The organism is Enterococcus sp. DIV0294, assembly GCF_050558155.1.
Lineage (GTDB): Bacteria > Bacillota > Bacilli > Lactobacillales > Enterococcaceae > Enterococcus > Enterococcus faecalis.
The window spans coordinates 2,202,831-2,218,407 of sequence record NZ_CP187889.1 but is presented as its reverse complement, the minus strand read 5'-3'; the positions used below and the strand labels follow the sequence as shown (position 1 = coordinate 2,218,407).

Sequence of the window (15,577 nt, the reverse complement as noted above, 5' to 3'; positions counted from 1 at the left end):
ACCTTCTTCATTAGAATATGTTTTCATTGGAAGTCTAACACAAAAAATGGCGGGGAACTAGGCAATCGCTTGTGTTTTAGCGAATAATTTAAATTTTTATCAGAATGAAAGCAAGGGGCCTTCGTTGACAAATCAGTGAAGAGATGCTAAATTCTAGATAATAAAAGACGAAAAGAGGGATTCGTGCGTTGAAAATTTAAGTTAATTTTTTAGAGAAACTGTATAACTTTGCCTGAATATAACGGGTGGAGTGTGCGGATTTTCGGAAATTAGCTTAAAGAATTCAGCCACGGGTCTTTTTGTATACCTTGGATTGATGCCGCTGATTTCCGTAAAGCTGCATCAATTTTGCTTTATGGAGGTATATTTATGTCGAAAATTGAACTAAAACAACTATCTTTTGCCTATGATAATCAAGAAGTATTGCTTTTTGATCAGGCAAATATCACGATGGATACCAATTGGAAATTAGGATTGATTGGCCGCAATGGCCGTGGGAAAACAACCTTATTAAGATTGTTACAAAAGCAGTTGGATTACCAAGGAGAGATTCTTCATCAAGTCGATTTCGTCTATTTTCCACAAACAGTTGCAGAAGAACAACAGCTCACTTATTATGTCTTACAAGAGGTGACTTCTTTTGAACAGTGGGAATTAGAACGAGAATTAACGCTTTTAAACGTTGATCCTGAAGTTTTATGGCGTCCCTTTTCTTCTTTATCAGGCGGCGAAAAGACGAAAGTTTTATTAGGTCTTCTTTTTATTGAAGAAAATGCCTTTCCTTTAATTGACGAGCCAACAAATCACTTAGATCTAGCTGGCAGACAACAAGTGGCTGAATATTTGAAGAAAAAGAAACACGGGTTTATTTTAGTCAACCACGATCGGGCATTTGTTGATGAAGTGGTTGATCATATTTTGGCGATTGAAAAAAGTCAATTGACACTGTACCAAGGGGATTTTTCTATTTATGAAGAGCAAAAAAAATTAAGAGATGCTTTTGAACTAGCAGAAAATGAAAAAATCAAAAAAGAAGTCAATCGCTTGAAAGAAACCGCTCGTAAAAAAGCGGAATGGTCGATGAACCGTGAAGGTGATAAGTACGGCAATGCTAAAGAAAAAGGAAGCGGGGCGATTTTTGATACAGGAGCCATTGGTGCCCGGGCAGCGCGCGTAATGAAGCGCTCGAAACACATTCAACAACGTGCCGAAACACAATTAGCAGAAAAAGAAAAACTATTAAAAGATCTTGAGTATATTGATCCTTTGTCAATGGATTATCAGCCAACGCATCACAAAACATTATTGACGGTGGAAGAGCTTCGTCTAGGCTACGAGAAAAATTGGCTATTTGCGCCAATTTCTTTTTCAATAAACGCAGGAGAAATTGTTGGAATAACAGGAAAAAATGGCTCAGGAAAATCGAGCTTGATTCAGTATTTATTGGATAATTTTTCTGGGGATTCAGAAGGCGAAGCCACTTTGGCTCACCAATTAACCATTTCTTATGTGCGCCAAGATTATGAAGACAATCAAGGAACTTTATCCGAATTTGCAGAGAAAAATCAGTTAGATTACACCCAATTTTTAAATAACTTACGAAAACTTGGGATGGAGCGTGCCGTTTTCACTAATCGAATTGAACAAATGAGTATGGGGCAACGGAAAAAAGTCGAAGTAGCCAAATCATTGTCTCAATCAGCTGAACTTTATATTTGGGATGAACCCCTTAATTACTTGGATGTGTTTAATCATCAACAATTAGAAGCGCTAATCTTATCTGTGAAGCCTGCAATGCTAGTGATTGAGCATGATGCGCATTTCATGAAGAAAATAACGGATAAAAAAATTGTCTTGAAATCATAAAAACATCTTGAAAAAGTAAAGGGAATCCTGTATAGTAATAGGGTATGTTTTAAATGTACGTTGAGTGGGAGGGGAAATCTCAACCCCATTAACCACGCACGAGAACTTAAGGAGGTATTTTCGTGGCTAAAAAAGTAGAAAAAATCGTTAAATTACAAATTCCTGCGGGGAAAGCAACACCAGCTCCACCAGTAGGTCCAGCGTTAGGTCAAGCAGGTATCAACATCATGGGATTCACTAAAGAATTCAATGCTCGTACAGCTGACCAAGCAGGCTTAATTATTCCAGTAGTAATCTCTGTATATGAAGATCGTTCATTTACATTCATTACTAAAACACCACCTGCTGCAGTCTTATTGAAAAAAGCTGCAAAAATCGAAAAAGGTTCAGGTGAACCAAACAAAACTAAAGTTGCAACAGTTTCAAGCGATCAAGTGAAAGAAATCGCTGAACTTAAAATGGCAGACCTAAACGCCGCTGACGTTGAAGCAGCAATGCGCATGGTTGCAGGAACTGCACGAAGCATGGGTATCATCGTAGAATAATTTTTATTCCACACTTACTCAAAGAAGTAGCTTCTCAGTTCGTTTCATATTTAAAGATATGAAAGACGTGGGAGGTACAACCGTTATAACCACAATCAAGGAGGAAACAAAATGGCTAAAAAGAGCAAAAAAATGCAAGAAGCATTGAAAAAAGTTGATGCTACAAAAGCTTACTCAGTTGAAGAAGCAGTAGCTTTAGCAAAAGATACAAACATCGCGAAATTTGACGCAACAGTTGAAGTTGCTTACAAATTGAACGTTGACCCTAAAAAAGCAGACCAACAAATCCGTGGAGCAGTTGTGCTTCCAAACGGAACTGGTAAAACACAAACTGTTTTAGTATTCGCTAAAGGCGAAAAAGCTAAAGAAGCTGAAGCTGCTGGTGCAGATTTCGTAGGCGACGACGACATGGTTGCAAAAATCCAAGGTGGATGGTTCGACTTTGACGTAGTTGTTGCGACTCCTGACATGATGGCTACAGTTGGTAAATTAGGCCGTGTCTTAGGACCAAAAGGTTTAATGCCAAACCCTAAAACTGGTACTGTAACAATGGACGTTACAAAAGCTGTTGAAGAAGTTAAAGCTGGTAAAGTAACTTACCGCGTTGACAAAGCTGGTAACATCCACGTACCAATCGGTAAAGTTTCATTTGATAACGAAAAATTGGTTGAAAACTTCAACACAATTAACGACGTATTATTGAAAGCTAAACCATCAACTGCTAAAGGTCAATACATCAAAAACATTTCAGTAACAACAACATTTGGACCTGGAATCCACGTTGACCAAGCTTCTTTCTAATTTGAAAGAAAATAATTAAAAAATTCTTGACTCACTCACTTACCCTATGGTAAAGTGAGTGAGGTTAATAATTAACTGTACCGAAGACAGTAGGTGACGCAAGTCTTAATTTCCTACCGAGGACAATTGTTGAGTTATATACAATTCGGTCCCTCTATGTCTACGGTGGCATGGAGTTTTGTTGTTTTACACGACTTTTTGAAAAAAAGCCGATGTAAAACAATACTTGACGAACGAAGTGAGCGAAGTTTCATTTGATTCTTCTACTTTACATATCGTAAACCAAGTCCAACTCCACCATCAAAATCAGGAGGTGAAATAAATGAGTGAAGCAGCAATCGCTAAAAAAGAAACCCTAGTTCAAGCAGCCGCTGAGAAATTTGAATCAGCAGCATCAGTTGTAATCGTGGACTACCGTGGTTTAACAGTTGAAGAAGTCACTAACTTACGTAAACAATTACGTGATGCAGGCGTAGAAATGAAAGTCATCAAAAACTCAATCCTTTCTCGTGCAGCTAAAAAAGTTGGTTTAGACGGCTTAGACGAAGTCTTTACAGGCCCAACTGCTGTCGCATTCAGCAACGACGATGTAGTAGCACCAGCTAAAATCATCGACGAATTTGCTAAAGATGCAAAAGCATTAGAAATCAAAGGTGGCATCATCGAAGGAAAAGTTTCTTCAGTGGAACAAATTACTGCGTTGGCAAAACTACCAAACCGCGAAGGTTTACTATCTATGCTATTATCTGTATTACAAGCGCCAGTCCGCAACGTGGCTTACGCTGTCAAAGCAGTGGCAGAGAAAAACGAAGAAGTTGCTTAATTGCAGTCTAATTCAAACAAATAAAAAACAAACAATTTTAATTTAAATGGAGGAAATTCAAAATGGCATTAAACATTGAAAACATCGTTGCTGAGTTAGAAACAGCAACTATCTTAGAACTAAGCGAATTAGTTAAAGCTATCGAAGAAAAATTTGACGTATCAGCAGCAGCTCCTGTAGCAGTAGCTGGACCAGCAGCAGGTGGAGCAGCAGAAGAACAAACTGAATTCACTGTTGAATTAACAGCAGCTGGCGATCAAAAAGTTAAAGTTATCAAAGCAGTTCGTGAAGCAACTGGCTTAGGCTTGAAAGAAGCTAAAGCTGTAGTTGATGGCGCTCCTGCACCAGTTAAAGAAGCTGTTTCTAAAGAAGAAGCAGAAGCTTTAAAAGCTGCTTTAGAAGAAGTTGGCGCTTCAGTAACAGTAAAATAATTCATTCAACTTTTGAATGTTCGAGAACCCTTGTGTTGCAAGGGTTCTTTTTTATTAAGCTTTTAAATGGTGGTAAAGTTAGTGAATTGATTGTCAAAATAATCTTTTCGTTTAATAAAGATAAGTATTCATAGCTAAAGAGAAAATCCAGAGGATCTTAACCTCTGGATTTGATAATTTCTATAAGTTCTCGTTACCAATATTATTTGATAAAAAGCAAATTATTTAAATAATGATTGAATAGTAGGTCTATTTCTTTTTATTTTTTATAATGAATATACTAACTAAAGATAGTAAGATGATTCCAATGATAGTAAATAAAACTGATTTTTTTTCGCCAGTACTGGGAAATATCCCCTTTTTGTGCTCGGTTGAACTTGATGTAGTAGCTTTCTTCGAACTGCTCGTAGTTGTTTGTAATGTAGATTCTGTATTAGTAGTATCCGAAGAAACACTTTCAGCACTTTGATTAATTGACGTATAATCGTTTGCTTTTATTTTATCTGCCATTGATGCTAAACCATAATCACCACGGACATCAGATGGGTAATTTTGGTTAGCGTAGTCTACCTTGACTTGATTAATTAAATCGACGAGTGTTTGATCGCTTAAATTATTTACAACATCACTATTTAAATCATATACATAAATTAACGAAAGTCGAATTTGAGGTAAATAATTTTTTAAGTCATCAATCGTTAATGTTGAGTAATCTGTAGAGTAGGAGTCCTCTGGGATAGGTTTCTCACCATATAATTTAGTAATCATTCTCGCTGTTCCACTGATGTCTTGGTTTACAAAATGAAACGAAACTTTTTTTGCGTAGTCCAGTTCGTCATCAGATAAACGATTTATCAAGGTTTCTGTTAAACCATACATACCTACGTAATTAAGAAGTGTTTGACGAAGCGATGGAAGTTCCTCGTTTTCAGCTGTAAGTGCTGTTGAATCAGTTGAAGCATTAATTGTTGTTGCTGAAGTTTCTTGAGTTAAAGAAGTAAATGTTGACTTTTCCACAGAAGCTTCATTAGCCGAATCTTCTGCCCATACATTAGAAACTGATAGTGTGGTAATCGAAACAAAACAAAAGAGTCCTAAAAACATTTTTTTCATTTTAATCATTCCTTTCGTTACCTATTGTAACATTTTTGAAATATTTTTGTAACAATTAAATATTAAGAAAAGCTTAAGAATATATACTAGGTGATAAAAAATATAAATTTTAAACTATTAATCTATCAAAAATACGATCCGTAGAGACTATTACATTAGTGTCAAAATATTTCAAAGGTGTTGGCTAAAGAAGTACTGTATTCGCTTAATGGTAGTTTCGAGTAAATTAGTCATTATATAAAAGATTGACAAGTATGCTGCATAGCGAAAACTTCGTCAATCTTTTAAAAGGATAAAAATACAGATTTAAGAATAATGACAATTTATTTTAAGTCAAAAACTGTTGACGATATTGTCGAGGCGTCATCTCTTTTTTCTGGAAGAAAAATTTTGAAAAATAAGAAGGTGAAGAAAAACCTGCTTCAAAACTGATTTCCGTGATGGTTAAGGAACTTTTTCTTAACAGAGAACAGGCTTTTTGCAATTTTAAGTTTTGTACATAAATACTAGGATTTGTTTGTTCATAACGCTGAAATAGCTTAAATAAATAGCTACGATCAATGTTATACTCAGAAGCTAATTGACTAATTGAAAGATTGTTTGAAAAATTTTCGTGAATAGCCATTTTAATTTGGTTAAATAATTGTTGGCTTTGGTTTTCGTGCTGTGTAACGGAATGATGCTCTAGATAATTCAACAATTGAAAGCTTTCACTTAAACTGCCAAAATGATTATGTTTCTTCGCTTCTTGGTAAATATTTTTAAATAAACTTTCTAATTTCTTATCAACAGTTCCTTTTAAAATACAATTTTCGGTAGTCAGGCCTATTTTTTCTAAATACTGAGACGAAAGATCTCCAACAAAACCGACCCAATGATAGGTCCAAGGATTTTGCCGATTAGGATAATAAATATTGCGACAATTGGCTGGGATCATAAACAAATCGCCAGCGGTAATGTGTTGTTTTTCCATAAAGGGTGTTGAAAAATAGCCTTCACCATCGCTACAATAATGCAAAACCCAATAATTAATGGGGGCAAACTCAGTTGGTTTTGTCGGACGGCATTTTTCATAGCCAGCTTCATAAAGATGAAATTCTTGGCTAATAGGTTGATCATTAATCAGGATGCTGACATTATTTGTAAAAACATTTTGCATGCTATCACCTCTTTATAAGAGTATGTAAAGGCTTTCTAAAAGTCAACATCTTTACAAGAAATAGGCAACATTTTTTATTTTTAAAAAACTGTAAGCGTTTTACAATGTGTGAGTACTAATTAATTTGATAAAGAGAGGATGTAGTAAAATGGCAACACATTCACGGGAACGATTAGGTTCTGTCGCATTGATGCTCATGACTTTTTCAGCGGTTTTTGCCTTTCCCAGCATTGTTAACAACAGTATTCAGATTGGCCTAGCAACTATTCCAGGCTATTTATTCGGCTCTATTTTTTACTTTTTACCATTTATTCTAATGATTGCAGAATTTGCTTCTGCTAATTCTGAAAATGAATCAGGTGTTCACAGTTGGTTGGAATCTGTGCTAGGACCTAAATGGGCATTTTTAGGCGCTTGGTCGTATTTCTTTGTCAACTTGTTTTTCTTCTGTTCATTGCTACCGAATACATTGATTTATGGTTCATACGCTTTTTTAGGTCAAAACGTTTTTCAAGGAAACCATAGTACTAAAATAATTGCAGTGATTTCTATTCTGTTATTTTGGTTAATGACATGGGTTTGTATTAAAGGGGTTTCGTGGATTTCGAAAGTGACTAGCTTAGCGGGTGGTGCTCGTTTATTTATGGGCGTGGCTTTTGTGGTTTTAGCCTTTGTCGTCGTGTTTGGTTTTGGCAATGAACCAGCACAAGAGTTTACCACGACGTCAATTATGCCAACTTTTAATTGGACTTTTTTCATGACGATGGCGTGGATTTTACAAGCTGTTGGCGGTGGTGAAAGTATTGGTGTATATATTAAGGATGTTAAAGGCGGCAATAAAACGTTTGTCCGCACGATGATTGGTGCAACGATTGCGGTCGGCATCATGTATATTCTTGGAGCTGTTGCTGTAGGTTTGGTAGTGCCAACGGACGTCTTAAAAGGAAACTTTTCAAATGGTATTTTTGATATCTTTAAAATTTTAGGTACGTATTTCCATATTCCCGCAGCAATGATGGTGCGCTTAGTAGGAATTATCTTATTTGTCGGAAGTCTTGGTTCTTTGGCTCTGTGGACGGCAGCACCAGTTAAAGTATTTTTCTCAGAAATTCCTGATGGGGTCTTCGGTAAGTGGCTAGTGAAAACGAACGAAGAGGGAAATCCAACCAATGCTTTGTTAGTTCAAGGAATTATTGTGACGATTTTAGTTGCCATTCCAGCATTAGGAATTGGAAATATGGATAGCTTTTTAGAGACGTTAATTAATATGACAGCTTCTACGTCATTAGTGCCTGTCTTGTTCTTGTTAATCGCCTATATTGGGCTTCGTTGGAAAAAAGAAACAATGCCGAGAAGTTTCCGCTTTGGTAATCGAACCTTTGGCTTAATTGCGGGAATTTTCTTATTAGCCATTTTTATCTTTGTATTCTTTATGTCAACTGTGCCGGACCCAAAATTAATCATGGAAGAAATCAATGGCACGTTACCGAAAGGAACCGCTAGTCCACTGGGCATGTTGGCGTATAACATCATTGGGTTAATTGTCTTTATGGGCTTTGCTTGGATTTGTTGGAAACGATATGAAACAAAAGAAAAAAATGAAGTTGGTAAAGGAGAAATGGATTATGAAGACTTGGGAAAATTATAAAGTAGATAGTATTAATCGGTTGCCTGGACGAGCACACTTTTCGAGCTTTCCCTCGAAAGAAACAGCGTTATTAAATGAAAATAAATATACACAAGCATACAAAAATTTAAACGGACGCTGGCATTTTCTTTTTTTAGAAGCGCCAGAATACAGCCCAGAAAACTTTTTTGCGACGGACTTTGATACAAGCCAAATGGATCAAATCACTGTTCCTGGAAATTGGCAAGTCCAAGGATATGGCAAAATGCATTACTCTGATTTATGGTACAATTTCCCCATTAATCCGCCGTATGTACCAACGGAAAACCCAACAGGTATTTACAAACGGACATTTGCTATAGATGAAACATTTCACGATAAAAAAATCATTTTACGTTTTTGTGGCGTAGATTCAGCTTATCATGTTTGGGTGAACGGCCATGAAGTTGGCTACAGTAAAGGTGCACGAAATGAAGCAGAATTTGACATTACGCCTTACGCTAAAATTGGTGAAACAAATGATTTAACGGTGCGAGTCTATCAATGGTCAGATGGTACGTATTTAGAGGATCAAGATATGTGGTGGTTAAGTGGTATTTTTCGTGATGTTGAATTACTCGGTGTACCAGAAAATGGGCTGGAAGATTTCTTTATTATTTCCGATTTAGATGATTCGTATCAAAATGGCCACTTGGCAATTACGGGTAAATTTTGGCAAGACAAAGGACAACAAGTTCAATTGGAGTTGATGGATCAGCAGGGAAAAACGGTTCTTAAAGAGACTGTCGCAGGAAATCAAGGTACAGTTGAATTTTCAGCAAGTTTACCGTCTGTCACTGCTTGGTCAGCTGAAAAACCATACTTGTATCAACTATTTATCACTGTTTTTTCTGAAGGGGAAGTCGTCGAAGTTATTCCGCAAAAAGTTGGTTTCAGAAATATTCATGTATCTGGTGAGACTTTCTTAGTCAACGGTGTGGCCATTAAACTAAAAGGAATGAATCGTCATGATTATAATCCGAAAAATGGTCGAGTGGTTAGTCGTGAAGAAATTGAAAAAGATATTCGTTTAATGAAACAATTTAATATTAATGCCATTCGAACCAGTCATTATCCAGCATCTGCTTATTTCTATGATTTATGCGATGAATATGGAATGTATGTGATTGATGAAACTGATTTGGAATGTCATGGCTTTGAATTAACCGGAGAATATGATTGGATTAGCAACGATCCAGAATGGGAAACAGCTTATGTTTCTCGGATGGTACGGATGATTCAACGGGATAAAAACCATCCATCAATTCTCTTTTGGTCGTTAGGAAATGAATCTGCGTTTGGTCATAACTTTATTGAAATGGCCCGTATTGCAAAAGAAATGGATCCAACACGTTTGGTTCATTATGAAGGTGATTTTGAGGCAGAGGTCACGGATGTCTATTCTACAATGTATACGTGGTTGGAACACCCAACTAGAGAATTACTGATGAATACGATTATTGAAAATTCAAAAAAACCGCATATTTTATGTGAATATTGTCATGCGATGGGGAATGGCCCTGGGAATTTAAAAGAATACCAAGAGCTATTTTATGCTCATGATAAATTACAAGGTGGCTTTATTTGGGAATGGTTTGACCATGGCATTGAATCGGTGACAGATAGCGGTGAAGTTTATTATCGTTATGGCGGCGATTTCGGCGATGATCCAAGTAACAAAGATTTTTGTATTGATGGGATGTTGATGCCTGACCGTACGCCATCTCCTAGCTTGTATGAATACAAAAAAGTCATTGAACCCATTACAACTAGCGCTATTGACGTTCTGTCAGGTGAATTCTCATTATTGAGTCGGTTTGACTTTGAAAACTTGGCTATCTTTAAGCTGGTTTATACAATTACTGAAGATCAAACAGTGATTCAATCAGGGACAGTAGCAGTGCCAGCAATTGCTGCTAGAGCAGAAGGAAGACTGCACTTACCTTATCATTTAGATTTTCCTAAAAAGGCAGGAGCCGCCTATTATTTAACTCTTTCATATCAATTGAAAGAAACGACCGCCTATGCATCTGCTGGTCATGAATTAGCTACCGCACAGTTTGAATTGCCAATTACAACACCAGGGATTGAGATCACACCAGTTGGCTCGCTAATGGCAAAGGAAATTGGCCCTCATTTATACATTGAAGGACCAAACTTTTCAATTAATTTTGATAAAGTGAAGGGCGCCTTAACGAATGTGACACGAGATGGTAAAAAATTATTGCATAAAGGGCCGAAATTTACATTTTGGCGGGCACCAATCAGTAATGATATGGAAATTATTGATGAAATGAAGAAGAAATATTTCTTACATTTAGAGCATGAAATTGTCCGTTCTTTTGAGTGGAAAAAAGTTGATGATTTTATCCAAGTCATCGTAAAAACAATTAACGGAACGACTAACAGTGCTTGGCATTATCAATGTACCTATCAGTATTTAATTGCACCAAATGGCGAAATTTTCTTCGATTTAAAAGGTAGTCCTGCTGGTAAAATTGAAAATGCGCCAGATATGTTACCACGTTTGGGTGTGACTCTCCATTTAGACAAGTCTCTATCAGAAGTAAAATATTTCGGTAAAGGGCCGAGAGAAAACTATGTAGATTCACAAGAAGCTGGTTTACTTGGCGTTTATGATGCTACAGTGGCGGAAATGTTCACTAATTATGTTGTTCCACAAGCCAATGGTAACCACATGGCGACTAAATGGTCCGCATTCACGGATGATCGCGGCCAAGGGGTAGTAGCAACAGCGGCTGATTCATATAATTTTAGTGTTTCTTATTTTGAAGAACAAGCGCTAGATGTTGCTAAGCATACCAATGAATTACAAGAAAGTGAGTATGTTGTTTTAAATATCGATTACAAACAAAATGCCCTAGGTAGCTACTCTTGTGGTCAGTGGCAATTAGAAAAATACCGGACTACGTTTGAAGAATTCCAATTGGCATTCCGCTTAACACCTTTTAATAATAAAGAGATTCAAGCAGCGGATGTCGCACATGAACGAGTAAAACGACCAACAATTTCTTAAATAAAAGCTCAGAACAGTGCACTTCGGTCTCCTGTTCTGAGCTTTTTTAATGAAATTATCAGAAATTATTGCTTTTTTTTCATGGAAACAAGCAAACTATTTTGTTATCTAATAAAAGTAGTCCATAATAGTAACATAGCGAATTATTCGCTAGATAAAGCATTTAGGAGGAATTATTTTATGCATACTTTATGGGTTTTAATCGTTGGTGCTGTTATCGGTGCTATCGCTGGCGCACTTACAAGCAAAGGTCAATCAATGGGTTGGATTGCGAATATCGTTGCCGGTTTAGTTGGTTCATTTATCGGAGAAAAAATCTTAGGTAGCTGGGGTCCTCACGTAGCAGGTATGGCAATTGTGCCATCAATTATTGGGGCAGTAATCTTAGTTGCTGTGGTTTCATTCTTCTTCGGACGAAAAAATAGCTAATTAAGTAAATAATTGTTTAATTAGTTAAAGGCACCAAGTCTCACGAATTTCGTGAAACTTGGTGCCTTTTTTTATTTTCTCGTTAATTTTACGACAACTTCACAACGAGCGGTTTGTGGAAACATATCAACAGATTGTAAATAGTCTACTTGATATACTTTGGCTAATTGAACTAAATCACGTGCTAACGTGGATACATTACAAGAAATATACACCATTTTCTTAGGTGGTTGTTTCAAAAGGGCCGTTAATAATTTACGATCCAAACCAGTCCGTGGGGGATCAACTACAATGGCATCAGGTTTAAAGCCTTCTTTGAACCATTTAGGTAATAAGTCTTCAGCTGTTCCAACAGCATAATGTGTGTTCGTAACACCAAGTCGTTTTGCATTGAATCTAGCATCGTCAATTGCGGCGGGAATGGTATCCATACCACGAACTTGATGCGCTTGTTTCGCTAAACTTAAGCCAATGGTCCCGACGCCACAATAAGCATCAACAACAGTTTCGTTTGGTTGTAAATCTAAGGCCTTGATTCCTTCATTATATAAAACTTCCGTTTGTTCTGGATTCAATTGGAAAAATGCTCGCGGCGATAAATCAAAGACAACGTCGTTAATGTGTTCTTCAATGCTTTCTTTGCCCCATAAGTGAAGGGTATCATCACCCATTACTAGAGAGGTTTTTTTATTTTGGACATTTTGCATAATAGAAACAACTTCTGGTAATTGTTCATTAATTGCGCGAACCATTTTTTCTTTTTGTGGAAATTTCTGCGATTGTGTAATGAATACTACTTGGACTTCGCCAGTTTGGATGCCAACTCGAACCATTAATGTTCGAAAGATACCACTATTTTTACGTTCATCATAAATTGGTAATTGAAATTTATTCAATAAATCAACTAATGTATTCATCACCTTGGTTGTCGCAGGCTGTTGGACCAAACAGTTATCAATCGGTACTAATTGATGTGAATCAGCTTGATAGAGACCAGCTTCTACTTGGCCATCGATTTGGCGTAATTGGAATTGGGCTTTATTTCGATAATTCCAAGGATTCTCCATCCCAATTGTTTTTCGTAGTTCATAGTTTTGATAATTGGCTGGTTTAAATTTGTTAAGCGCCTGCTTTAATAAATCTTTTTTAAAGTCTAATTGTGCTTTGTAGGCTAAATGTTGTAGTTGGCAGCCGCCACATGTTTCATAGACAGGACAAGGAGGGACCACGCGATCTTTAGCAGCTTTTTTGACAGATTGAAGGATTCCTTCAGCAAATTTTGGTGTAACATTTGTGATCGTGGCAGTCACTTCTTCTTTCGGTAGCGCCCCAGGAACGAAAATAATTAATTTTTTATAATAGCCGATACCTTCGCCATTAATTCCTAATCGTTTAATTTTTAAAGAAATTTGTTGGCCTTTTTTTACTAGTTGTTGGGTCATATTCTTTCATCCTTTAGTCATCTCACATTTTTCACTTCCTCCCATTTTAGCACATTTTTATTTATTTGGCTTCCAAGGATTCTATGGTATAGTAGAATATATGTTCTGATTTAGAGGGGCAGGAGAATAAGATGACAACAATCACACGAATTAGTAAAGATAAAGGTGAATTTTATCTACTTTGGCTATCTTCAGGCGAAAAACTGCGTGTCTCGGAAGATATTTTAGTACGGCAGCGTCTGCTAAAAGGCCAAGATTTATCAGATACTTTAATAGAAGAAATAAAAAAAGCCAGTTCTTATGATGTCGGGTTACAAATGGCGATGAATTATTTAAGCTATCAATTACGTTCAAAGAAAGAGATTTTTACTTATTTAAAAGAGAAAGAAATTGTACCTGAAGATCGAGTAAAAATCGTTCAACGTTTAGAAGAGCTGCGGTTGTTGGATGATGCAATTTTTAGTGAAAGTTACGTACGGACAGCTATGCGAACCAGTGATAAAGGACCACGAAATGTGGCACAACAATTAAAGCAAAAAGGTATTAGTGAAGAAGATATTCAGCATGGTTTGACCTTTTATACGTTAGATGAACAGCTTAATGTTGCTACAGCAACTGCAGAAAAAGCCATGAAACGCTATCGAACTAAAAGTTTTAAAGATGCACTTCAGAAAACGCGTCTGCATCTGATGCAAAAGGGCTTTACAAATGAAATCATTGATCTAGCTTTGGAATCTTTAGCTTTTGAAAAGGACGAAGAACAAGAACAACAAGCGTTAAACAAGGAAGGCGAACGTTTATGGCGTGCCAATCAGCGATTTGATTTTTCTAAAAAAGTCCAAAAAGTCAAACAAAGCTTATTCCAAAAAGGGTTTGACTATGATTTGATTCAGCAATTTATTAGCGAAAAGGAAGTAGAACATGACGAATAAAGAGCCTTGGGAGGCGTGGAGTCCCGCAAAAGTTAGTTCATTCCAGGAAGATTTTTTAGCTTGGTATGAACGAGAAAAACGCAATTTACCTTGGCGAGCGAATACAGATGCATATCGTATTTGGATTTCTGAAATTATGCTACAACAAACTCGCGTAGATACAGTCATTGATTATTTTTATCGATTTATGGAATGGTTTCCGACGATTCAAGATTTAGCGGAAGCGCCAGATGATAAGTTGTTGAAAGCTTGGGAAGGGTTAGGCTACTATTCACGAGCACGTAATTTAAAAGTGGCAGCGCAACAGATTGTTTCAGAATTTGGTGGGAAAATGCCTGATACAATCGAAGATATTCGGGGTTTAAAAGGAATCGGCCCCTATACAGCTGGTGCGATTGGCAGTATTGCCTTTAATTTACCCGAACCAGCAATTGACGGTAACGTCATGCGGGTAGTGAGCCGTTTATTTGAAATTGATGCAGATATTGCAAAAGCGAGTAGTCGTAAAGTATTTGAAGCGGCGATGCTTAAAATCATCGATCGTGAGCGTCCAGGGGATTTTAATCAAGCCTTAATGGATCTAGGCTCAGCCGTCTGCACCCCAACTTCACCTAAGTGTGAAAGCTGTCCGCTTCAGCAATATTGTGCGGCCTATCAGGCAGATAAAATGACCGCTTATCCAGTCAAATCAAAAAAAGTTAAACCGAAAGATGTGTATTATATCGGCACTATTATTGAAAATAAAAAGCAAGAATTTTTATTAGAACAACGACCTGAAACCGGTTTGTTAGCCAATATGTGGCTGTTTCCGATTGAAGAAATTAGCAAAAAAAAATTTCAACAATTGCAAAAACTGGCGCAACCAGCAGAAACGGAAAAACAATTAACTTTAGAGTTAGAGCCTGTAACAGAGCCTTTGGTCGCTGAAGAACCTGTCAACTTTTTTACGGACTATGAAACAGTTGTCTGGCAAAAACGTGCCTTAGGCGAAGTCGTTCATATTTTCAGTCATTTAAAATGGCATATCTTAGTCTTTTATGGCCGAAATACAGGCGAATTAGCCACACTAGAGTCGCAGCGATGGGTGGCAGCACAACAATTTTCGGACTATGTTTTTCCAAAACCACAGCAAAAAATGGTGGAATTGTTCAAAAAAGAACACGAAAAAAAATAACAAAAAAGAGAGGCTTTTTAACAAACAAGCCCCTCTTTTTTGTTTCCTCTAGGTTATACCCCTATATAAATTCTGCTATGTTTAGTTTTGAAAGGGACTGGTAAGATAGACTTGTCTCTTGTCTGCTTAGAGGAGTAGTAATGATGGTGGAGACTTTTC

At 36.9% G+C, this 15,577-nt stretch carries 13 protein-coding genes and 1 other annotated feature; of the genes, 10 read left to right on the top strand and 3 right to left on the bottom strand.

Translation table 11 applies throughout. The annotated features are described in order from the left end of the window. Window positions 1-369 precede the first annotated feature (369 nt). The 5 genes from lsa(A) to rplL all read left to right on the top strand — a co-directional run bounded on the left by lsa(A) (window position 370) and on the right by rplL (window position 4,466). Complete coding sequence (lsa(A), locus tag IGJ20_RS10750) at window positions 370-1,866, top strand: ABC-F type ribosomal protection protein Lsa(A) (protein ID WP_126254674.1); 1,497 nt, start codon at window positions 370-372, stop codon at window positions 1,864-1,866. Window positions 1,867-1,988: 122 nt separating this feature from the next. Next, on the top strand, window positions 1,989-2,411 hold the full coding sequence (rplK, locus tag IGJ20_RS10745; protein WP_002356424.1) for a 50S ribosomal protein L11: 423 nt from the start codon (window positions 1,989-1,991) through the stop codon (window positions 2,409-2,411). 111 nt (window positions 2,412-2,522) lie between these two features. Further along, window positions 2,523-3,212, top strand: coding sequence for a 50S ribosomal protein L1 (gene rplA, locus IGJ20_RS10740; protein ID WP_002356425.1), 690 nt, complete (start codon window positions 2,523-2,525; stop codon window positions 3,210-3,212). Between the two features lie 62 nt (window positions 3,213-3,274). Beyond that, window positions 3,275-3,404 (top strand) — a sequence feature (ribosomal protein L10 leader region). 130 nt (window positions 3,405-3,534) lie between these two features. Next, entirely contained in the window at window positions 3,535-4,035 is a 501-nt protein-coding gene (gene rplJ, locus IGJ20_RS10735) for a 50S ribosomal protein L10 (protein WP_048955705.1), read from the top strand. Between the two features lie 62 nt (window positions 4,036-4,097). Further along, a complete protein-coding gene (gene rplL / locus IGJ20_RS10730; RefSeq protein WP_002356427.1) occupies window positions 4,098-4,466 on the top strand; it encodes a 50S ribosomal protein L7/L12 in 369 nt (122 codons plus the stop codon). 249 nt (window positions 4,467-4,715) lie between these two features. On the opposite strand, the gene IGJ20_RS10725 is transcribed toward rplL, so the two are convergent. Both IGJ20_RS10725 and IGJ20_RS10720 read right to left on the bottom strand, forming a co-directional pair. After that, entirely contained in the window at window positions 4,716-5,588 is an 873-nt protein-coding gene (locus IGJ20_RS10725; protein WP_161970836.1) for an LPXTG cell wall anchor domain-containing protein, read from the bottom strand. Between the two features lie 319 nt (window positions 5,589-5,907). Continuing rightward, window positions 5,908-6,738: an AraC family transcriptional regulator gene (locus IGJ20_RS10720; protein ID WP_002356429.1), complete on the bottom strand. Its 831-nt coding sequence runs from the start codon at window positions 6,736-6,738 to the stop codon at window positions 5,908-5,910. Between the two features lie 148 nt (window positions 6,739-6,886). Here IGJ20_RS10720 and IGJ20_RS10715 point away from each other — a divergent pair, with 148 nt between their 5' ends. From IGJ20_RS10715 to IGJ20_RS10705, 3 genes are all read left to right on the top strand, one after another. Beyond that, window positions 6,887-8,386: an amino acid permease gene (locus tag IGJ20_RS10715; RefSeq protein WP_002359464.1), complete on the top strand. Its 1,500-nt coding sequence runs from the start codon at window positions 6,887-6,889 to the stop codon at window positions 8,384-8,386. Next, complete coding sequence (ebgA, locus tag IGJ20_RS10710) at window positions 8,319-11,441, top strand: beta-galactosidase subunit alpha (RefSeq protein WP_161970837.1); 3,123 nt, start codon at window positions 8,319-8,321, stop codon at window positions 11,439-11,441. Before IGJ20_RS10715 ends, ebgA begins: the two co-directional genes overlap by 68 nt. A 180-nt stretch (window positions 11,442-11,621) precedes the next feature. Further along, on the top strand, window positions 11,622-11,870 hold the full coding sequence (locus IGJ20_RS10705; RefSeq protein WP_002356434.1) for a GlsB/YeaQ/YmgE family stress response membrane protein: 249 nt from the start codon (window positions 11,622-11,624) through the stop codon (window positions 11,868-11,870). Window positions 11,871-11,941: 71 nt separating this feature from the next. Here IGJ20_RS10705 and rlmD read toward each other — a convergent pair whose 3' ends face one another. Beyond that, on the bottom strand, window positions 11,942-13,312 hold the full coding sequence (gene rlmD / locus IGJ20_RS10700; protein WP_010823119.1) for a 23S rRNA (uracil(1939)-C(5))-methyltransferase RlmD: 1,371 nt from the start codon (window positions 13,310-13,312) through the stop codon (window positions 11,942-11,944). 131 nt (window positions 13,313-13,443) lie between these two features. Between rlmD and recX the strand changes: the two genes are divergently transcribed. Both recX and mutY read left to right on the top strand, forming a co-directional pair. Then, window positions 13,444-14,244 (top strand): recombination regulator RecX, encoded by an 801-nt coding sequence (gene recX / locus IGJ20_RS10695; protein ID WP_126254671.1) that lies wholly within the window; start codon window positions 13,444-13,446, stop codon window positions 14,242-14,244. Continuing rightward, window positions 14,234-15,418 (top strand): A/G-specific adenine glycosylase, encoded by a 1,185-nt coding sequence (mutY, locus tag IGJ20_RS10690; protein ID WP_430605210.1) that lies wholly within the window; start codon window positions 14,234-14,236, stop codon window positions 15,416-15,418. Before recX ends, mutY begins: the two co-directional genes overlap by 11 nt. Window positions 15,419-15,577: the final 159 nt, after the last annotated feature.

Bases quoted from the DNA above. Each gene is read 5' to 3' on its own strand.
- rplA (WP_002356425.1), top strand. From the start codon at position 2,523: ATGGCTAAAAAGAGCAAAAAAATGCAAGAAGCATTGAAAAAAGTTGAT.
- rplJ (WP_048955705.1), top strand. From the start codon at position 3,535: ATGAGTGAAGCAGCAATCGCTAAAAAAGAAACCCTAGTTCAAGCAGCC.
- rplL (WP_002356427.1), top strand. From the start codon at position 4,098: ATGGCATTAAACATTGAAAACATCGTTGCTGAGTTAGAAACAGCAACT.
- IGJ20_RS10725 (WP_161970836.1), bottom strand. From the start codon at position 5,588: ATGATTAAAATGAAAAAAATGTTTTTAGGACTCTTTTGTTTTGTTTCG.
- IGJ20_RS10720 (WP_002356429.1), bottom strand. From the start codon at position 6,738: ATGCAAAATGTTTTTACAAATAATGTCAGCATCCTGATTAATGATCAA.
- IGJ20_RS10715 (WP_002359464.1), top strand. From the start codon at position 6,887: ATGGCAACACATTCACGGGAACGATTAGGTTCTGTCGCATTGATGCTC.
- ebgA (WP_161970837.1), top strand. From the start codon at position 8,319: ATGAAACAAAAGAAAAAAATGAAGTTGGTAAAGGAGAAATGGATTATG.
- IGJ20_RS10705 (WP_002356434.1), top strand. From the start codon at position 11,622: ATGCATACTTTATGGGTTTTAATCGTTGGTGCTGTTATCGGTGCTATC.
- rlmD (WP_010823119.1), bottom strand. From the start codon at position 13,312: ATGACCCAACAACTAGTAAAAAAAGGCCAACAAATTTCTTTAAAAATT.
- recX (WP_126254671.1), top strand. From the start codon at position 13,444: ATGACAACAATCACACGAATTAGTAAAGATAAAGGTGAATTTTATCTA.
- mutY (WP_430605210.1), top strand. From the start codon at position 14,234: ATGACGAATAAAGAGCCTTGGGAGGCGTGGAGTCCCGCAAAAGTTAGT.